The sequence below is a fragment of the Nonomuraea sp. NPDC001831 genome (assembly GCF_042892035.1).
Taxonomy (GTDB): Bacteria; Actinomycetota; Actinomycetes; order Streptosporangiales; family Streptosporangiaceae; genus Nonomuraea.
Genome location: NZ_JBIATU010000003.1, coordinates 98,422 through 116,328, shown reverse-complemented (window position 1 = coordinate 116,328; position 17,907 = coordinate 98,422). Strand labels below are relative to the sequence as shown.

The following is a 17,907-nucleotide window of genomic DNA, read 5'->3' as shown; positions in this document are numbered from 1 at the left end:
GCACACCTGTGCAGGTGACGGGCACGGTGCTGACGACGCGCCGGGTCGACGCCTACCATGCGCTGACGGTGGTGGCGCCCGGCATCGCCGAGCGTTACCGCCCCGGCCACTTCGTCTCCGTGGCGGTCGGCGGGGCCCACACGTCGATGGTGACGCGCCGCGCGCTGTCCATCCATGACGTCAAGTCCGACTACGGCGGCACGGTCGAGCTCGTCTTCACCGCCGCCGGGCCGGGCACGTCCTGGCTGGCCGAGCGGCGTGCCCGCGACACGCTCGACCTGGTCGGGCCGCTCGGCCGGCCCTTCCCGCTGCCGCGCGACCCGGTCAACTGCGTGCTGGTCGGCGCCGAGTACGGCTCTGCCGTGCTGTTCCCGCTGGCCGACGCGCTGCTGGCGCGCGGCTGCCGGGTCGACTTCGTGCTCGGCGGCGCCGGGGCCGACCGCGTCTTCGGCGCCATGCGGGCCCGCCGCATCGCCGAGACCACGACCCTGACCACCGAGGACGGTTCGCTCGGCCTGCGCGGCAAGGTCACCGACGCGCTGCCCTCGGTGATCGCCGACACCCGGGCCGACGCCGTCTACGCCTGCGCGCCCATGCCGGCGCTGCGGGCGGTGACGGCGGTGGCGATGGAGTTCGACATCCCGGTGCAGGTGGCCGTCGAGGAGCAGATGGCCTGCGGCATCGGGGTGTGCATGACGTGCGTCATCCCCGTCATCGGCGACGACGGCGCGACCAGGATGGTCCGCGCGTGCGCGGAGGGACCGGTGTTCCGGGGGGAGCGGGTGCGCTTCGAGGACGTGGGAACGATCCCGTTCGACGCGCTCGGCGCCCCCGGAGGCGGTGCACGACATGTCAGTTGATATGCGTACGTTTCTGGCGCACGTCGAGCTGGCGAACCCCGTCACCACGGCCGCCGGCTGCGCGGGCTCCGGACGCGAGCTCGCCCAGTTCTTCGACCTCCACCGGCTCGGCGCGCTGACCACCCGGTCCATCACCATGGCCCCCAGGGCGGGCCGGCCGACCCCGCGCATGGCCGAGACGCCCTCCGGCATGCTCAACGCCGTCGGGCTCCAGGGGCCGGGCATCGAGGCGTTCCTGGAGCGCGAGCTGCCCTGGCTGGCCCAGCGCGGCATCAAGACCATCGTCTCGATCGGGGGCGGCACCGTCGCCGAGTACTCCGAGCTGGCCCGCAGGCTCGCCGACGCGCCCGGGGTGACCGCGCTGGAGGTCAACCTTTCTTGCCCGAACATGGAGGACAGAGGGCGTGTCTTCGCGCGCGAGGGCAGCGCCGCGGCCGAGGTGATCGCCTCGGTGCGCTCCATCATGCGCTACGACGTCCCCGTGGTGGCCAAGCTCGCGCCCGACGTGGCCGACATCGTCTCGGTCGCCCGAGCCTGCGTGGACGCCGGCGCGGACGCCCTGTCCATGATCAACAACCCGCTCGGCATGGCCATCGACACCGAGGCGCTGCGCCCGTCGCTGGCCGCCGTCACCGGAGGGCTGTCGGGGCCCGCCATCCTGCCCCTGGCCGTCCGGTGCGTGTGGCAGGTGCACGCGGCCCTGCCCGGGGTGCCGCTGATCGGCATGGGCGGCGTGATGACCGGCAGGGACGCCTTCCAGCTCATCCTGGCGGGCGCCTGCCTGGTCGGGGTGGGCACCGCGCTGTTCCACGACCCCTACGCGTGCCTGCGCATCGAGCGCGAGCTGGAGGACCTGCTGCGGGCACGCGGCTTCCAACGCCTCGCCGACGCCGTCGGCCTGGCACACCGGCCGCCGGGGAGCGCTCCCCGGCACCTTCCAGTCGACTCCGAGGAGATCTCCCCTTGACGCCCGCACCCATCGCCGTCGCCCTCGACGCCCCCGACCTGGAGACCGCCGCCAGGTGGGCGAGCCTGGTGACGCCGCACGTCAGCACCATCAAGGTGGGCCTGGAGCTGTACCTGCGCTATGGCCCCGACGTGATCGCCTCCGTGCGCGGCGCCAGCGGCGTCCAGATCTTCCTCGACCTCAAGCTGCACGACATCCCCAACACCGTCGCGGGCGCCGCCAAGGCCGTCGCCCGCCTGCGTCCGGCCATCCTGACCGTGCACGCGGCCGGCGGCGCGGCGATGATCCGGGCCGCGGTCGAGTCCGCCCCGCAGACCAAGATCGCCGCTGTGACGATCCTCACCTCGCTGGACGAGTCCGACCTCGACCGCATGGGCCTGGCCGGGCCGGCCGACGAGGCCGTGCGCCGCCTGGCGGCCCTGTCGGTCGAGGCCGGGGCCACGGCGCTGGTGTGCTCGCCCAACGAGGTCGCGGCGGTGCGGGCCGAGGTGGGGCCCGGCATCACCCTCATCACGCCGGGCGTGCGCCCTCAGGGGGCCGACGTCCAGGACCAGGTGCGCGTGGCGACACCTGAGCAGGCGCTGGCCGACGGCGCCGACCTGCTGGTCATCGGGCGTCCGATCACGGGCGCGGCGGACCCGGGAGCGGCCGCCGCCGCCATCGCCGCCTCACTGCGCCGCACGACCGCCTCCTGAACCCAGGCCCGGGGCCGCGGCCCCGGGGCACCCGCCCGCGGCCCGCCGCGCCGGCTCCCGGCTCGTGCGTGGCCGCGCGCGGCAGGGCAGGGCTCTCCGCAGCGCCCGAAGACGCGCCTTCCTGCGCGCTTCAGGCGTGCGCGGAGATGTGCTTGTCCGCGTGAGCGGAGGCGCGCTTCCCGCGCGCGGTTCTCCGTGCGGGCGCGGGCATGGCGGCAGGTGTCGCCGGACCGTTCGCGCAGCCCTCGCTTCACAAGATCGTAATGCATCCGCGCGGCGTTCGCGCACCCTTCCCGATTCTGGTTTCGGTCCTGGTCCGGCCCTGGTTTCGGACATCGTCCGGTGCCGCGCGGGCGATCTTCGCCCAGTTCCGGGACGCCGTCCGGAGCGGACGCGTGAAGAGGGAAGTGAGGGCGATTTGATCAGCAGTGTGTAATTTTACGCTCACGGACAGTGATGAAGTGGATTTTGTGAGGAGAGAAACCGCTCTTGACGTTGCTTAGGGGGCGATGACCAGCTAGTTTCCCTTCCCGTCCGAGTACATCGACAGAAATTCGAGGTGACCCGGCGTGGCTCTTCCTCCCCTGACCCCTGAGCAGCGCGCCGCAGCCCTTGAGAAGGCTGCCAAGGCCCGTAAAGAGCGTGCCGAGGTCAAGAACCGGCTCAAGCATGGCGCGGTTTCTCTGGCTGAGGTGCTCAAGGATGGGCAGACCGACGACGTCATCGGCAAGATGAAGGTGTCGGCCCTGTTGGAATCGCTCCCCGGCGTGGGCAAGGTCCGCGCCAAGCAGCTCATGGAGCGGCTTGCCATCGCCGAGTCCCGCCGCGTGCGGGGTCTCGGCGCGAACCAGAGGGCTTCCCTCGAGCGCGAGTTCGGTGGCAACGAGAGCTAATCTCTGTTCCACAAGAAAGCGCAGGTTCAACGGGGGGTAGGAAGTGACCGACAGGTCCTGGTCCGGCGAAGCAAGGGCCCACGAGGCAGTCGGATCGGGAGCGAAGGTCGGCTTCCTCCCCCTGAGCAGGAGGCGTCTGACGGTCCTGTCAGGGCCGTCGGGCGTCGGCAAGTCCACGGTCGTCGCCGAGCTCCGGCGGGCACACCCCGAGGTGTGGCTGTCGGTCTCGGTGACCACCAGGAGGCCCCGTCCCGGCGAGGTCAACGGGGTCCACTACTTCTTCGTCGACGGCGCGGAGTTCGACCGGCTCGTCGAGGCCGGCGAGCTGCTGGAGTGGGCCGAGTTCGCGGGCAACCGCTACGGCACCCCGCGTGAGCCGGTGCTGGACAAGCTCGCCCAGGGCGTGCCGACCGTCCTGGAGATCGACCTGGAAGGCGCCAGGCAGGTGCGCACCACCATGCCCGACGCCCTGCTGGTCTTCCTGGCCCCCCCGACGTGGGAGGAGCTGGAGAAGCGGCTGCGCGGCCGCGGCACCGAGCCGGAGGACGTCATCGAGCGCCGGCTCCGGGCCGGGCGGGTCGAGATGGCGGCCGAGTCGGAGTTCGACCTCACGCTGGTGAACACGAGTGTCCAAGAAGTGTGCCACCGGCTGATAGCCTTGATGACTGACCCTCAGGGGGTCACCACCACCATCAACCGAGAGGTCTGACAATCGTGGCAGGCACCACCCCGGCCGCGGAGGGCATCACCAACCCGCCGATCGACGCGCTGCTCGACATCGTCGACAGCAAGTACTCCCTGGTGATCATGGGTGCCAAGCGCGCCCGCCAGATCAACGCCTACTACTCCCAGCTCGGCGAGGGCCTGCTGGAATACGTCGGGCCGCTGGTCGAGACGCATGCTCAGGAGAAGCCGCTGTCCATCGCGCTGCGCGAGGTCTCCGAAGGCCTGCTCAACGCCGAGCCCATCGAAGGCGCGGTCTGACCCCTTCGATGAAGGTCGTCCTCGGCGTCAGCGGCGGCATCGCCGCGTACAAGGCATGTGAGCTGCTGCGGCTGTTCACCGAGTCAGGTCACGAGGTGCGGGTCGTCCCGACCCGCGAGGTCCTGCGTTTCGTGGGCGAGCCCACGTGGGCCGCCCTGTCGGGCAACCCCGTGTCCGCCGACGTCTGGGACGACGTTCACGAGGTGCCCCACGTCCGCATCGGCCAGCGCGCCGATCTTGTCGTGGTGGCGCCGGCGACCGCCAACACCCTGGCCAAGGCGGCCCACGGGCTCGCCGACGACCTGCTGACCAACACGCTGCTGACGGCGCGCTGCCCGGTCGTGTTCGCCCCGGCCATGCACACCGAGATGTGGCAACATCCGGCCACCCGCGCCAACGTCGCGACCCTGCGCGAACGCGGGGCCGTCGTCATCGACCCGGCCGTGGGGCGCCTCACCGGCGCCGACACCGGCCCTGGCCGCCTGCCCGACCCCGCCGAGATCTTCCAGGTCTGCCTGCGCGTGCTGCGCGGCAGGCCGCGCGACCTGGCCGGGCGCAAGGTGGTGATCTCCGCCGGGGGCACCCGCGAGGCGATCGACCCGGTCCGCTACATCGGCAACCGTTCGTCCGGCCTGCAGGGGTACGCCCTGGCCCGCACGGCGGTCGCGCGCGGCGCCGAGGTCACCCTCGTGGCGGCCAACGTCGCCCTCCCCGATCCCGCGGGGGCCGCGGTGGTGCGGGTGGGGTCCACGGCCGAGCTGCGCGAAGCGGTGCTGGCCGCCGCCGAGAAGGCCGACGCCGTCGTCATGGCCGCCGCGGTGGCCGACTTCCGCCCGGCGTCCCGGCACGAGACGAAGATCAAGAAGACCGACGGCGAGCCCGACCCCATCCACCTGACGAAGAACCCCGACATCCTGGCCGAGCTGGGCCGGCTGCGGCGCGAGGGCGGCGCCGCTCCCCGGGTGATCGTCGGGTTCGCGGCCGAGACCGACGACGTGCTCGCCAACGGGCAGGCCAAGCTGGCCAGGAAGGGCTGCGACCTGCTGGTCGTCAACCAGGTGGGGGAGGGGCTGGCGTTCGGCACGCCCGACAACGCCGCCACCGTCCTCGTCGCCGGCGGCGCGCCGGTCGAGGTGCCGCGCGGCCCCAAGGACGACGTCGCCGACGCCGTCTGGGACCTGGTCGCCCCCCGGCTGTCCTGACGCGCGTTCTTCGCGCAAGAACGATTACCTGATCGCCAGTTGCGGCACCCCGGACACCTACCGATACTTGGGGGCAAAGGGGGACGGAATGCCGGTGGGTTCCGCTGTCAGGGATCGTTGCAGGAGATTGCTGGAAGACCAGGGAGGTATCCGTTACGTCTTCCCCGCGTTGTCCGTGGGGCCGACGGGAACGGGCCACTTCCTCATCGTCGTCACCGATTCGTCCGTCTCGGTGCTCACCACCAGGACCCTCAGGAGCGACCGGCCGGTCGCGGTGTTCGCCACGTACCCGCGGCACACCAGGCTCGGCCCGATCCTGCCCGGCCCGTTCATCGAGCTCGGCAACACCGTGTTCGAGTTCGACGAGGAGTACGCGGCGGTGGTGTCCGCCGCCGACGCCGAGGTCTTCGCGCCGGAGACGCTGCCGCCGGATCCCCTTCCCGACCTGTGACCGGACACATGTCGGACCTGTGCGCCGACACGTGACCGGACACGGACACGGGACGGTTTCGCGACCGGACGCCGGGTGGGGCTAGACTTCGGCGAGGCCCTGGCGTGTTCTTCCGTCCCGGGCCCCACATCCGTCAGCAGCCGCTGCATGAGGAGCCACTGAGTTGTCACGTCGCCTGTTCACCTCCGAGTCGGTCACCGAAGGCCACCCGGACAAGATCGCCGACCAGATCAGTGACGCGATTCTCGACGCCATGCTCAAGGACGACCCCAAGAGCCGGGTCGCCGTCGAGACGCTGATCACTACCGGCCAGGTCCATGTCGCAGGCGAGGTCACGACCGAGACCTACGTCGACATCCCCGGCGTCATCCGGGAGAAGATCCTGGAGATCGGCTACGACGCTTCCCACAAGGGCTTCGACGGCGCCTCCTGCGGCGTGTCGGTGTCCATCGGCGCGCAGTCGCCCGACATCGCCCAGGGCGTCGACGACGCCTACGAGCACCGCGTGGGCGGCGACGCCGACGAGCTCGACCGTCAGGGCGCCGGCGACCAGGGCCTGATGTTCGGCTACGCCTGCCGCGAGACGCCGGAGCTGATGCCGCTGCCGATCACGCTCGCGCACCGGCTCGCCCAGCGCCTGTCCGAGGTCCGCAAGACCGGCAAGGTTCCCTACCTGCGCCCCGACGGCAAGACCCAGGTCACCATCGAGTACGACGGCGACAAGCCCGTCCGCCTCGACACCGTGGTCGTCTCCACCCAGCACGCGGCCGAGATCGACCTCAAGGAGATGCTCGCCCCCGACATCAAGGAGCACGTGGTCGACCCCGTGCTCGACGGCCTGGAGATCGAGACCGAGGGCTACCGGCTGCTGGTCAACCCGACCGGCCGCTTCGAGATCGGCGGCCCGATGGGCGACGCCGGCCTGACCGGCCGCAAGATCATCATCGACACCTACGGCGGCATGGCCCGCCACGGCGGCGGCGCGTTCTCGGGCAAGGACCCGTCCAAGGTCGACCGTTCGGCGGCCTACGCGATGCGCTGGGTGGCCAAGAACGTCGTCGCGGCCGGGCTGGCCGACCGGTGCGAGGTGCAGGTCGCGTACGCGATCGGCAAGGCGCAGCCGGTGGGCCTGTTCGTGGAGTGCTTCGGCACCGAGAAGCTGCCGGTGGAGCAGATCCAGGCCGCCGTGCTGCGCGTCTTCGACCTGCGTCCGGCCGCGATCATCCGCGACCTCGACCTGCTGCGCCCGATCTACTCCGAGACCGCCGCGTACGGGCACTTCGGCCGTGAGGGCTTCTCCTGGGAGTCCACCGACCGCGCCGAGGCGCTTCGGACGGCTGCCGGTCTCTGACCTACCCGGTCTCTGGTTTCTGCGCAGGTGCCGCATCCGGCCCTTTCGAGGGTGGGGTGCGGCACTTGTCGTCGGCCGGGGTGGTTCGGTGCGGGCGTTCGCCTGGTCTCTTGAGGGCTTGGGGCTCGCCGGTGACTGCTGATCTCTTGGGGCTGCCGGCCCGCTGGTGACTGCTGGGCTGATGCTCTGCCGCGCCTGCGGCCCAGTGACGATCTCGGGTTGCTTTCTCGGGCGTCGGCGGTGGGCGTCGTTCTGCGTGCTTGTCGTGTCCTGTGTGCTTCTCTTGCGCTGTTCGGGCTGGTGGGGGAGCGGGTGGTCGGCGGGGGCGGTGCGGGGGGTGCGCCGGTGGTGTGGGGATGGCGGGGCGCGGGGTCTGGTAGACGTTAGTGCGTGACCCACTCCGACGACGCCCTCCTGCCGCTCGACGCCGTGCGGCCTCCTGCGTCGTCCAAGGACACCAAGGGGGCGGTGGTCGCGGCGCCCGAGCGGCCCGTGGCGCGGGTGGTCGTGGACAGCCCGCTGCCGCACCTCGACCGGCCCTTCGACTACCTGGTGCCCGCCGCCATGCACGAGGCGGCCCGGCCGGGGGTGCGGGTGCGGGTGCGGTTCGCGGGCAAGCTGATCGACGCGTTCCTGCTGGAGCGGGTCGACGAGAGCGATCATGAGGGCAGGCTGACGCCGCTGGAACGGGTGGTCTCTCCCGAGCAGGTGCTCACGCCGGAGATCGCCGGCCTGGCCCGCGCGGTGGCCGACCGTTACGCGGGCACCCTCACCGACGTTCTGCGCCTGGCCGTTCCGCCGCGCCACGCCAAGGCCGAGGCCGAGGTCCCGCCCCCCGCCACTTCGGCCCCGGCCGACCTGGCCCCGGCCGGCCCGGCCGCCGCCGGCCCGGTACCCGCCGAGTTGCGCGATGCCGAGGTGCCCCGCGCCGAGCCGCCCGCCAATCTGGCCCCGGCCGGCTCCGCCGAGCTGTCCGCCGCCGACCCGGGCCCAGCGCCCGCACCCTCCGGCGAGGCGGTGCAGGGTGCTTCCCGTACCGTGACCCAGGCTGCCGGGAGCGCGTCTCTCGTCGCGGCGCAGGCGGCCGGGAGTGGGGTTCCCGGCATCGTCCGAACCGCTGGGAGCGGAGCTGTCGCGGTCGCGCAGGTCGCTTCGGGGGCGCCCGTCGCCTCCGGTGCGCCTGCGGAGGCCGGGCGAGCGCGAGGCGTGGAGGGCACGTCCTTCTCAGGACGGGGACTGGAGACGGCGGCCGGCACCCGGCGCGTGAACGGGACGGACGCCCCCGAGCGGCCGGGAGACGGTCGCAAGAGCGCCTGGGACGCCTACCCGACCGGCCCCTCCTTCCTGGACGCGCTGCGCCATGGCCGCGCCCCCCGGGCCGTGTGGTCGGCGCTGCCCGGCGCCACGGGATGGGCCGTGGCCATGGCGGAGGCGGTGCTCGCCACCCTCGACGGCGGCCGGGGAGCGGTCCTCGTGGTGCCCGACGGCAAGGACGTCGCGCTCGCGGACGCCGAGTTCGAGCGGCTGCTCGGCCCCGGCAGGCATGTGGCGCTCACGGCCGACCTCGGGCCCGCCGAGCGGTACAGGCGATGGCTGAAGGTCCTCAGAGGCCAGGTGCGCGCCGTCGTGGGCACCCGGGCCGCCATGTTCGCCCCCGTCGCCGAGCTCGGCCTGGTGGCCATCTGGGACGACGGCGACGACCTGCACGCCGAACGCCTGGCCCCCTACCCCCACGCCAGGGAGGTCCTCGGCCTGCGCGCCCACCGGACGGGCGCGGCCATGCTGATCGGCGGCTACGCGCGTACGGCCGAGGCCACCCAGCTCATCGCCGCGCGCTGGGCCAGGCCGATCGTGGCCGCCCGCACGACGATCAGGAGCCTGGCCCCGCGGGTGCGTCCCGCCGGTGAGGACGCCGAGCTGGCCAAGGACCAGGCGGCCCGGCAGGCGAGGCTGCCCAGCCTGGCCTGGCGGGCGCTGCGCCAGGGGCTGGAGAGCGGGCCGGTGCTGGTGCAGGTGCCCAGGCGCGGTTACCTGCCGGCGCTGGCCTGCCGCCACTGCCGCGCCCCGGCGCGCTGCGTCCTGCCGCCGACCAGGATCGCCCCGCACCTGGCCGGGCCGGTCGCCGGCGGCCGGCAGGCCGCGGCTCTCGGCGAGGCCGAGCCGGACGCCGCAGTTCTGGCCACCGCCACGGACGCGGCGGGCGGGACGCCGGAAGGTCTCGGGAGCGGCGAGTCGCTGTGTCACGGGCCGCTCGCGCTCAGGGCCGGGCACGCCGCCCCCTACTGTCGCTGGTGCGGCCGGGTCGACGCGGACTGGCGGTGCCCGTCCTGCGGCAGCCCCCGGTTGCGGGCGGTCGTGACCGGCGCCCGCCGCACCGCCGAAGAGCTGGGGCGGGCCTTCCCGTCGGTGCCGGTGCGCACCTCGGGCCGCGACGGGGTGCTGGCCGGCGTGCCCGCCGCGCGCGCCCTCGTGGTCGCCACGCCCGGCGCCGAGCCGGTGGCCGAGGGCGGCTACGCGGCGGCCGTGCTGCTCGACGGGTGGGCGCTGCTCGGCCGGGCCGACCTGCGGGCGGGGGAGGAGACGCTGCGCCGGTGGATGAACGCCGCCGCGCTGCTGCGGCCGTCCGCCGAGCTGGTGGTGCTCGGGGACGCCGGGCTGCCGTCCGTGCAGGCGCTGCTGCGGTGGGATCCGATCACGCACGCCGAGCGCGAACTGGGCGACCGGGCCGAGCTGGGGTTCCCGCCCGCCGTGCGGATGGCGACGCTGACGGGTTCGGCGAGCGCGGTCCGGCAGATGCTCGACGAGGTGCGCCTGCCGCCGGACGCCGAGGTGCTCGGTCCCGTGCCGGTGGACGAGTCGGGGCTGGAACGGGCCATGATCCGGGTACGGCGCGGCGGCGGGGCGGCGTTGTCGGCCGCGCTCAAGGGGGCCAGTGGGGTGCGTGCGGCGCGTAAGACACCAGATGTCGTGAGGGTGAGTGTCGACCCACTCGACCTGATTTAGACCGTTTCCCCGATTCGCTCATCTGTTGGTCAGCCGTTAGCGTGCCCCTGTGTCGATCGAATGGGTGAACCAGGCCATCGACGACCTGCGCGCATGGGGGCGCGCGCGGGAAGTCGAGGTGGACGCGGACGAGGTCCGCCTGCTCTGCGACTACGCCAGCGACTATCTCAACGTCAACGAACTGCGCGACTTCACGCCGGAGACCTTCGACGAGCTGCTGCTGTCCATCTACCCGCGCAAGGTGATCGCGCCGCCCGAGAGCGCGCCCGAGACCGTGGCGGCCGCCCGCACGCTGGTGGACTACCTCGGCGAGGCCGGTCACGCCAGCCCGGCCACCGTGGCCGGCATGCGCGCGCGGCTCGACGACATCGGCCCCCGCATGCCCGAGGCCCTCGCCGACCCGGCCAACTTCGGCATGGCCAAGAGCCTGTTCAGCTCGATCGGGCCGGAATCGCTCGAACAGGCGGTGCCGATCCCGTCCGGGGAGCTGCCCGACCTGGGCGAGGCGCCGTGCGACTGTCCGGGCTGCACGCCGCTGCCCGCCGTCCGGCTGGCCTCGGAGGCGGAGCTGGTCGAGGCGCTGCGGACCGTTCCGAAGCTGGCCGGCGGCCCCCCGCCGGGCGACGGCGAGCCGCTGCGCGCCTGGGCCGACACCGTGGCCCGCCTGCTGGAGGACGACACCGGCGGCGAGATCACCGGCCACGCCGAGCTCGACGACGGCCTCTACGACCTGTTCGACATGCTCTACCGCCTCCAGGCGCCGGTGCCGCTCGAGGTCGTCGCCGACTACCTGGAGGAGGTCTCCGGCGAGGGCGGCATCGACGTGGCCGGGGCGCTCGACCGGCTGGCCGGATGGGGCATGGTCCGCCTCGACGGCGAGGCGGCCCAGCTGACGCCCCTGGCGGTCTGGGGGCTGCGCGAACACTACCTCTCGCTCGGCCTCGACGCCCCGATCGCCCCCGACCTGGGCGAGGCCGACGCGCGCGGTCTCATCGAGGGGCTGCTCGAAGGGCTGCCCGCCGAGCTGGCCGAGCAGGACATCTCCCGCTGGTTGTCCGGCCGCGCGCCGGGCGAGGCCGCGGCCGAGCTGCTGAGCGCCGCCTCCGGCGCGCCCGCCGTGGCCCGCGGCATCGCGATCACCATCGTCGACCGGCTGGGCGCCGAGGCCGAGCCGCAGGTGCGCGACCACCTCGACGACCAGGAGTTGCGCCCGCACGTCATACACTGGCTGGCCGCACGTGGTCTCGGCGCGCCGCCGCTCACCCAGGACGAACTGCTCTGGGTCAGCGTCGACATGCTCGCCCTGGCGATGCCCGCCGCGCGGGAGGATCCGGAGATCTTCGCCGAGAACATGGCGGCGTCCGGTCCGCCGGCCCATCTGATCGAGGAGATGTGGCGGGTCGACCACCCCGACGTCGTCGAGGTTCTGGAGCTGCTCGGACGTTCCATCCCCGACGACACGGTGGCCAAGGCGGCGCGCAAGGCGGCGTTCAAGGCGCGCTCCCGGGCCATCCGTTGAGTATGCCCTTGTGACTGCTGTGCAGTAAGTTTCCTGGGTGGCAAACAATGTCTTCGACCTCGCCGAGCTGCGCAAGCTGATCGATGAGCAGGCCGCCGTGCCTCCACGGCCACCTGAGGAGACCTCCGTGGAGCACGAGGCGCTGACCTTCCCGCCCGTCCTGCTGGCGAGCGACGCCGAGCTGGCCCGCGCGGTGCCCGCGGTGCCGCTCGTCGCCGACGCCATCCGGCTGACCGCCTGGACGGGCAGCCGCGAGGTGGGCGCCGACGGCATGCTCAGCGAGTCCGACGCCAGGGCCGCCGCCGAAGAGCTGGGGCTTCAGGAGTCCCGGCTGCGGCTGATCTGGATCGTCGCGGTCAACACCGGCCTGCTGCGCATCCTGGGCGGCCGGGCCTCGCGCGGCCCGCTGTCGATGCAGCTCACGGTCGAGGCCACGCTGGAGTTCTGGGACGGCGTGGTGATGGACGTCCTCGACCGCGCCGACGAGGGCCTGACCGGCTCCTCCGTGGTCGACGACCACCTGGCCGAGATGCTGGCCACGATCTACTCGGTGCGCTCCGGTGTCGCCGTGGGCAACCTGGCCAGGGGCATCCTGCAGTCGCACGAGGTCGCCTGCGCGCCCGGCCCGGTCGAGATGCGCAGGCTGGCCGCCGCGCTGCCGGCCGAGCTGCTGGAGGCGCTCTCGCTGCTGACGTACTGCGGGCTGGTGGAACAGACCGAGGCCGGGCGCACGGCGCTCACCCCGCTCGGGGTCTGGGCCGTCCGGCGCGACCTGCTGCGCGAGGGCCACGACGCGCCCACCGCCGCCGAGGTGCAGGTCTTCGCCGACCTGTCGGCCGCCGAGCTGGTCGAGGCGCTGGTGAAGGGCACCGCCACGCAGAGCGCCGTGGCGGGCTGGCTGGAGCGGCGGCCCCCCGAGGCGGCCGCCCGCGAGCTGATCGAGATCGCCGCCTCCGGCACCGCCGGGCAGCGCGGCGCGGTCGGCGCGATCCTGGAGGAGCTGGGTCCCGAGGCCGAGCAGCCCGTCCGGCAGGCGCTCGACCACCCGCTCATGCGCCGCTACGCCGCCTCCTGGCTGCACATCCGCGACCTGGAGGCCCCGCCGCTCAGCCCCGAGGACCACACCTGGATCGCGGTGGACAACCTCGCCGCGCTCATGCACCTGTCCGGCCCGGCCGCGGGCCGCCTCGACATGCCCGAGCCGGGCGAAGACCTGATCAAGCTCGTCGGCGAGATGCCCGCGGTCGGCCACCCCGACACGCTGGCCGTCCTCGACATGCTCGCCGGCTCCCACGACGACCGGGCGGTGGCCAAGGCGGCGCGCAAGGCCGCGATGAAGGCCCGCTCCCTGCGCCACGACCGGCCGCCGGCCCATCGCCGGTAAACTGGGCTGATCCACGTTCGAGAACAGGAGTGAGCCCCTTGGCGATCCAGTCGATCCGGCTGTTCGGAGATCCGGTGCTGCGCACCGCGGCGGCCCCGGTCGTCGACTTCGACAAGGAGCTCCGCAAGCTGGTCAAGGACCTCACCGACACGATGATGGACGCCCCGGGCGCGGGCCTGGCGGCCCCGCAGATCGGCGTCGGCCTGCGGGTGTTCACCTACTACGTCGACGACCGGCTCGGCCACCTCGTCAACCCCGACCTCGACCTGTCCGCCGACCTCGACGAGGACGGCGAGGAGGGCTGCCTGTCCTTCCCCGGCCTGTCCTACCCGACGCCGCGCGCCGTCCGCGCCGTGGCCAAGGGCTTCGACATGCACGGCGAGCCGGTCACGCTGGAGGGCACCGACCTGATGGCCCGCTGCTTCCAGCACGAGACCGACCACCTCGACGGCATCCTGTTCATCGACCGCATGGACCCCAAGCAGCGCAAGCTGGCCATGAAGGCGATCCGCGAGGCCGAGTGGAGCGGCCTGTCCGCCCCCGTGATCAAGATGTCGCCGCACGCCACCGGCGGAAGGGCGCTCTGACGATGCGGCTGGTCTTCGCGGGCACACCCCGGACGGCGCTGCCGTCGCTGCGCATGCTGATCGACTCGCCCCGGCACGAGGTCGTGGCCGTCATCACCCGTCCCGACGCCCAGTCAGGGCGGGGGCGCAAGGTCCACCCCTCGCCGGTGGCCGAGCTCGCGGAGGAGGCCGGCATCGAGGTGCTGCGCCCGGCCAAGGTCGGCGATCCCGCCTTCCTCGACACGCTGCGCGCGCTGGAGCCCGACTGCTGCCCGGTGGTGGCCTACGGCGCGCTGTTGCCGCAGTCGGCCCTCGACGTGCCCCGCCACGGCTGGATCAACCTGCACTTCTCGGTCCTGCCCGCCTGGCGCGGCGCGGCGCCCGTCCAGCACGCGGTGCTGCACGGCGACGAGATCACCGGCGCGACGACGTTCCAGATCGTCAAGGAGCTCGACGCGGGCCCGGTCTACGGGGTCGTCACCGAGGAGATCCTGACCCACGACACCAGCGGCTCCCTGCTCGAACGCCTGTCGGTCTCCGGCGCCGGCCTGCTGGCCGCCACGCTCGACGGCGTCGAGGACGGCGCGCTGGAGGCCCGTCCCCAGCCGCTCGACGGCGTGACGATGGCACCCAAGATCAACGTCGCCGACGCGCGGGTCGACTGGTCCAAGCCCGCCATGCGGGTCGACCGCCTGATCCGCGCCTGCACCCCCGGCCCGGGGGCGTGGAGCGAGTTCAGGGGCCAGCGGGTGAAGCTGGGGCCGGCCAAGGTCGCCGTCCAGGCCGACCGGCTCGCGCCCGGCCGGATCCTGGCCACGAAGAGCCACGTGCTCGTCGGCACCGCCACCGACCCGGTCGAGCTGGGCGAGGTGCAGCCGCAGGGCAAGCGGGCGATGGGCGCGGTCGAGTGGGCGCGCGGCGTCCGGCTTGCGGGTGACGATGCCTTCGCGTGAGCCCCGCCGGTCGACGGGCGGCCCCACGGGCACCAAGCCCCGTCCGCGCCGCCCTGCCCGCGACCACGCCCGCAACGCGGCCTTCGACCTCCTGCGGGCCGTCGACGAGCGCGACGCCTACGCCAACCTGCTCCTGCCGCGGCTGCTGCGCGAGCGCGACATCCGGGGGCGTGACGCGGCGCTGGCCACCGAGCTGGCCTACGGCACGCTGCGCGGCCTCGGCACCTACGACGCGATCATCGAGATGTGCAGCGACCGCGCGCCCGACCCGGCCGTGCGCGACGCCCTGCGGCTGGGGGCCCACCAGCTCCTGCGCATGCGCGTCCCGCCGCACGCCGCCGTCGGCACCACCGTCGATCTCGTACGCCTGCGCGTCGGCCAGGGCGCGGCCAAGTTCGTCAACGCGGTGCTGCGCAAGATCGGCTCGCGCGAGCTGGAGGACTGGATCCCCATCGTCGCGCCCGACTCCGACCACGACCCGGTCGGCCATCTGGCCGTCGCCTACGGGCATCCCCGGTGGATCGTCTCGGCCTTCCGCGACGCGCTGGGCGGCGGCGGGGAACTGGCCGACCTGCTCGACGCCGACAACGTCCGGCCGCTGGTGACGCTGGTGGCCCGGCCGGGGCGCAGCTCGGTGGCCGAGCTGGCCGAGTCCGGCGCCGCGCCCGGCCGCTACTCACCGTACGCGGCCTACCTGCGCGAGGGCGACCCCGGGCAGATCGAAGCCGTGGCCGAGACCCGCGCGGCCGTCCAGGACGAAGCCAGCCAGCTGGTGGCGCTGGCCCTGACCCGCGTGCCGCTCGACGGCGAGGACGAGCTCTGGCTCGACATGTGCGCCGGGCCGGGCGGCAAGGCGGGCCTGCTCGACGCCGTCGCCACGTACGGCGACCTGGCGGGTCTCGACGGCGAGAGCCGTCCGGGCGACGGTGAGCGCCGTCCGGGCGACGGCGGTGCGGCGGCCGACGGCGCCGCGGTGAGCGTCGGCGGTGCGGCGGGCGGCGGTCCCGTGGCGTTCCCCGGTGGGGCGCGCGTGCTGGCCGCCGACGTGCAGTACCACCGGGCGCGGCTGGTCTGGCAGACCACCAGGACCGCCTCGGTCGTCACCGCTGACGGCACCGAACCCGCCTGGCGGCCCGGGGTGTTCGACCGGGTCATGCTCGACGCCCCCTGCACGGGGCTGGGCGCGCTGCGGCGGCGTCCGGAGGCCCGGTGGCGGCGCGACCCGGCCAGCATCGCCGAACTGGGCGCGTTGCAGCGGCGGCTGCTCGGCACGGCCCTCGACGCCGTGCGCCCGGGTGGGGTGGTGGCGTACGTGACCTGCTCGCCGCACCTGGCCGAGACGCGCGTCGTGGTCGGCGACGTCATGGGCCGCAGGGGCGACGTGGAGCAGCTCGACGCGCGCGACTACCTGCCGGAGGTCGACGGGCTCGGCGACGGGCCGCACGCGCAGTTCTGGCCCCACCGCCACGGCACGGACGCCATGTTCCTGGCCCTCCTCCGCAAACGCCCCTGACCCCGCCCGCCCGCTCTTGCCCGAGTGGTGGCGGGGGTGGGAGGGGTGTCGAGGGGGGAGCGGGCGGTTCAATAGACTGGCGCATCATGGCCGTACAGATCTCGCCCAGCATCCTCGCCGCCGACTTCGCGCGGCTGGCCGACGAGGCCGCCGCCGTGCCGAACGCCGACTGGCTGCACGTGGATGTCATGGACTACCACTTCGTGCCCAATCTCACTCTCGGGCTGCCCGTGGTGGAGTCCCTGCGCAAAGCCACCCAGACACCCCTCGACTGCCACCTCATGATCGCCGACCCCGACCGCTGGGCCCCCCAGTACGCCGAGGCCGGGGCGGGCAGTGTGACCATCCACGCGGAGGCGTCCAAGGCGCCGGTGCGGACGTTGCGCGAGATCCGGTCGCTCGGCGCCAGGGCGGGGCTCGCGCTCAACCCGGCCACGGCGGTGGAGCCGTTCGAGGGGCTGTTCGGTGAGATCGACATGCTGCTGCTGATGACGGTCGAGCCCGGGTTCGGGGGGCAGAAGTTCCTGGACATGGTGCTGCCGAAGGTGCGGGCGGCGCGGGCTCTGATCGAGCGGCACGGCGGGTCGATCTGGCTGCAGGTCGACGGGGGTGTGACGGCCGAGACGATCGAGCGCTGCGCGGAGGCGGGCGCCGACGTGTTCGTGGCCGGCAGCGCCGTCTACGGGGCCGCCGACCCGGTGGCTGCCATCGACGCCCTCCGCGCCGCCGCCACCCGCTGACCCTTCCCCGTTCACCGCTGCCCTTGCCCGCCGCCACGGGCGTGCCCCGCGCGCTCCCGTGGCCCCTCCACCCCTGCGTGAGGCGTGCTCCGCGCAGGTCCGTGGCTCCTTCGCCTCTCCAGGAGGCGTACGCCGCCCCCTGGGCGGAACCTTCGCCAGGTGCCTCAGGCACTCCCGCGGGTTTTCCGCAAGGAGCGCACCACACTCCTGCCGTCGCGCCTCGGTCCGCTGGGAGGCGCGAGCCCACTGGGAAGCGCAGGCTCACCGAAGGTGCGGGCCCCGAGGAGTTGCAGGCCCAGCGGTGTGCAGACCCGCTCGGGGTGCGGGCCCAGGGGAAGTGGAGTCCAATGCAGGTCGGCTTGGGCGGAGGTGCGCAGGCGCCGAGGGGGCGGGCCTGGTGGGAGTGTGAGGACCGCTTGGTGCGGGGGGCGGGGCAGGGCCGGTCTTGAGGCGAGGGGCCGGCGGCGCTGGGGTGGTGAGCGGAGCGTGAGCGTGGGGGGAGCGTCCCGGGGACGTCTTCGGGGCGGGCGGCAGCGTGCCCGCGGACCGGCCCGTCCCGGCCACCCGCCTGAGATCAAAAGCCGCGACGTCGCAAAATACGAATCCTCAGTCTATTGATCAGTATGACCTGCGTCACTTAGAGATTGGGTTATTTTTTGTCAGGATTCTGTGACATACGCTGATCCGATAGCGCCGGTTACCGATCTTGGTAGCGCACGTTTCCCCAGCTCAACCCCCCTACGGACCCATGATCGACGGCAGGCTGCCACCATGCTTAGTGACCTTACCGTTATGTCGAACTATTGCTGACTGTGATGTTTGGCTA

General features: G+C 73.2%; 16 protein-coding genes. All 16 read left to right on the top strand.

Translation table 11 applies throughout. The annotated features are described in order from the left end of the window. The first annotated feature begins 8 nt into the window (after window positions 1-8). Window positions 9-860, top strand: coding sequence for a dihydroorotate dehydrogenase electron transfer subunit (locus tag ACFYYW_RS11495; RefSeq protein ID WP_352322596.1), 852 nt, complete (start codon window positions 9-11; stop codon window positions 858-860). Then, window positions 850-1,827: a dihydroorotate dehydrogenase gene (locus ACFYYW_RS11490; protein WP_352322595.1), complete on the top strand. Its 978-nt coding sequence runs from the start codon at window positions 850-852 to the stop codon at window positions 1,825-1,827. The genes ACFYYW_RS11495 and ACFYYW_RS11490 overlap by 11 nt, the downstream gene beginning before the upstream one ends. Beyond that, the gene (gene pyrF / locus ACFYYW_RS11485; RefSeq protein ID WP_352322594.1) at window positions 1,824-2,522 is read left to right on the top strand and encodes an orotidine-5'-phosphate decarboxylase; all 699 of its coding nucleotides are present in this window, start codon (window positions 1,824-1,826) and stop codon (window positions 2,520-2,522) included. Before ACFYYW_RS11490 ends, pyrF begins: the two co-directional genes overlap by 4 nt. 569 nt (window positions 2,523-3,091) lie before the next feature. Then, window positions 3,092-3,415: an integration host factor, actinobacterial type gene (gene mihF, locus ACFYYW_RS11480; protein ID WP_020541698.1), complete on the top strand. Its 324-nt coding sequence runs from the start codon at window positions 3,092-3,094 to the stop codon at window positions 3,413-3,415. Window positions 3,416-3,536: 121 nt separating this feature from the next. Further along, a complete protein-coding gene (gene gmk, locus ACFYYW_RS11475; RefSeq protein WP_387648894.1) occupies window positions 3,537-4,124 on the top strand; it encodes a guanylate kinase in 588 nt (195 codons plus the stop codon). A gap of 5 nt (window positions 4,125-4,129) precedes the next feature. After that, window positions 4,130-4,399 carry a DNA-directed RNA polymerase subunit omega gene (rpoZ, locus tag ACFYYW_RS11470; RefSeq protein WP_043638590.1) on the top strand — a complete coding sequence of 90 codons (270 nt, stop codon included), beginning with the start codon at window positions 4,130-4,132 and terminating at the stop codon, window positions 4,397-4,399. A gap of 8 nt (window positions 4,400-4,407) precedes the next feature. Continuing rightward, complete coding sequence (gene coaBC, locus ACFYYW_RS11465) at window positions 4,408-5,601, top strand: bifunctional phosphopantothenoylcysteine decarboxylase/phosphopantothenate--cysteine ligase CoaBC (protein ID WP_387647471.1); 1,194 nt, start codon at window positions 4,408-4,410, stop codon at window positions 5,599-5,601. Window positions 5,602-5,728: 127 nt separating this feature from the next. Next, entirely contained in the window at window positions 5,729-6,052 is a 324-nt protein-coding gene (locus ACFYYW_RS11460; protein WP_352322592.1) for a hypothetical protein, read from the top strand. 163 nt (window positions 6,053-6,215) lie between these two features. Beyond that, window positions 6,216-7,403, top strand: coding sequence for a methionine adenosyltransferase (gene metK, locus ACFYYW_RS11455; RefSeq protein WP_352322591.1), 1,188 nt, complete (start codon window positions 6,216-6,218; stop codon window positions 7,401-7,403). Window positions 7,404-7,793: 390 nt separating this feature from the next. Then, window positions 7,794-10,406: a primosomal protein N' gene (locus tag ACFYYW_RS11450; protein ID WP_387647467.1), complete on the top strand. Its 2,613-nt coding sequence runs from the start codon at window positions 7,794-7,796 to the stop codon at window positions 10,404-10,406. A gap of 49 nt (window positions 10,407-10,455) precedes the next feature. Continuing rightward, window positions 10,456-11,925: a hypothetical protein gene (locus tag ACFYYW_RS11445; protein ID WP_387647464.1), complete on the top strand. Its 1,470-nt coding sequence runs from the start codon at window positions 10,456-10,458 to the stop codon at window positions 11,923-11,925. 37 nt (window positions 11,926-11,962) lie between these two features. Further along, entirely contained in the window at window positions 11,963-13,309 is a 1,347-nt protein-coding gene (locus ACFYYW_RS11440) for a hypothetical protein (RefSeq protein ID WP_352322588.1), read from the top strand. A 38-nt stretch (window positions 13,310-13,347) separates the two neighbouring features. Further along, entirely contained in the window at window positions 13,348-13,896 is a 549-nt protein-coding gene (gene def / locus ACFYYW_RS11435; RefSeq protein ID WP_387647461.1) for a peptide deformylase, read from the top strand. Window positions 13,897-13,898: 2 nt separating this feature from the next. Beyond that, window positions 13,899-14,828: a methionyl-tRNA formyltransferase gene (gene fmt / locus ACFYYW_RS11430; RefSeq protein ID WP_387647460.1), complete on the top strand. Its 930-nt coding sequence runs from the start codon at window positions 13,899-13,901 to the stop codon at window positions 14,826-14,828. Further along, window positions 14,815-16,341, top strand: a complete 1,527-nt coding sequence (locus ACFYYW_RS11425; RefSeq protein WP_387647457.1) for an RsmB/NOP family class I SAM-dependent RNA methyltransferase — start codon at window positions 14,815-14,817, stop codon at window positions 16,339-16,341. The genes fmt and ACFYYW_RS11425 overlap by 14 nt, the downstream gene beginning before the upstream one ends. A gap of 86 nt (window positions 16,342-16,427) precedes the next feature. Continuing rightward, window positions 16,428-17,081 carry a ribulose-phosphate 3-epimerase gene (gene rpe / locus ACFYYW_RS11420; protein ID WP_352322584.1) on the top strand — a complete coding sequence of 218 codons (654 nt, stop codon included), beginning with the start codon at window positions 16,428-16,430 and terminating at the stop codon, window positions 17,079-17,081. Window positions 17,082-17,907: the final 826 nt, after the last annotated feature.

Bases quoted from the DNA above. Each gene is read 5' to 3' on its own strand.
- fmt (WP_387647460.1), top strand. From the start codon at position 13,899: ATGCGGCTGGTCTTCGCGGGCACACCCCGGACGGCGCTGCCGTCGCTG.
- coaBC (WP_387647471.1), top strand. From the start codon at position 4,408: ATGAAGGTCGTCCTCGGCGTCAGCGGCGGCATCGCCGCGTACAAGGCA.
- ACFYYW_RS11425 (WP_387647457.1), top strand. From the start codon at position 14,815: ATGCCTTCGCGTGAGCCCCGCCGGTCGACGGGCGGCCCCACGGGCACC.
- ACFYYW_RS11490 (WP_352322595.1), top strand. From the start codon at position 850: ATGTCAGTTGATATGCGTACGTTTCTGGCGCACGTCGAGCTGGCGAAC.
- rpe (WP_352322584.1), top strand. From the start codon at position 16,428: ATGGCCGTACAGATCTCGCCCAGCATCCTCGCCGCCGACTTCGCGCGG.